This window comes from Legionella waltersii, assembly GCF_001468085.1.
Taxonomy (GTDB): Bacteria; Pseudomonadota; Gammaproteobacteria; order Legionellales; family Legionellaceae; genus Legionella; species Legionella waltersii.
The window spans coordinates 456,561-457,253 of record NZ_LNZB01000060.1 but is presented as its reverse complement, the minus strand read 5'-3'; the positions used below and the strand labels follow the sequence as shown (position 1 = coordinate 457,253).

Below are 693 nucleotides of genomic sequence, written 5' to 3'. Positions count from 1 at the left end.
TACTCCACATCGGTCGTAATCTCTTAATAACCCTTAATCAACCTATTTAAAGGAGAACCGATATGACAGAATCACCTTTTTCCGCACTAGGCAAAGACGTGCTGAAAGAAATAGTTAAGTTCGCTACACCCAATGACCGTGAACGCCTCATTCAGGTGAACAGAGAATTTCGTGAGGCAATCAAAGAGCTGGAGACAGAAAGAAAAATTCATCGACGTAGAATCGTGGTATCTGCAGGCTTAAGTACCACCTTTATTTTGACGCAATACCGAGGCAAGCCCAAGCTCTATTGCTGTGGATGGAACGATGATGGCCAGCTGGGACTGGGGCATAAAAAAAACCAGAGCAGCTTGCAGCGCCTTGAGATTCCCAAAGAAATCAGCTCACTGGAGGGTGTCGCCGCAGGTGCTCACCACACCCTTGTCTTTGGCTGTGACAGTTTAGGTAAGCCACTGCTCTTTGCCTGTGGAAGAAACAGCCAAGGCCAACTGGGGCTCGGGCATCATAAGAAACAGAGCAGCCTGCAGCGCCTTGAGCTTCCCAAAGAGATCAACTCACTGGAGGGTGTCGTAGCAGGCTTCATTCACACCCTTGTCTTTGGCCGCGATAGCTTCGGCAAGCCACTGCTCTTTACCTGTGGAGACAACGATTCAGGCCAACTGGGGCTTGGGGATCAAGCTGACCAGAGCAGCT

The 693-nt window shown here is 49.8% G+C and carries 1 protein-coding gene; it reads left to right on the top strand.

Features of this window, described 5'->3' with window-relative positions; all coding sequences use genetic code 11:
* Nucleotides 1–62: 62 nt before the first annotated feature.
* Nucleotides 63–693: RCC1 domain-containing protein (locus tag Lwal_RS17780; RefSeq protein ID WP_476645819.1), on the top strand; the 631-nt coding region annotated here is incomplete at its 3' end.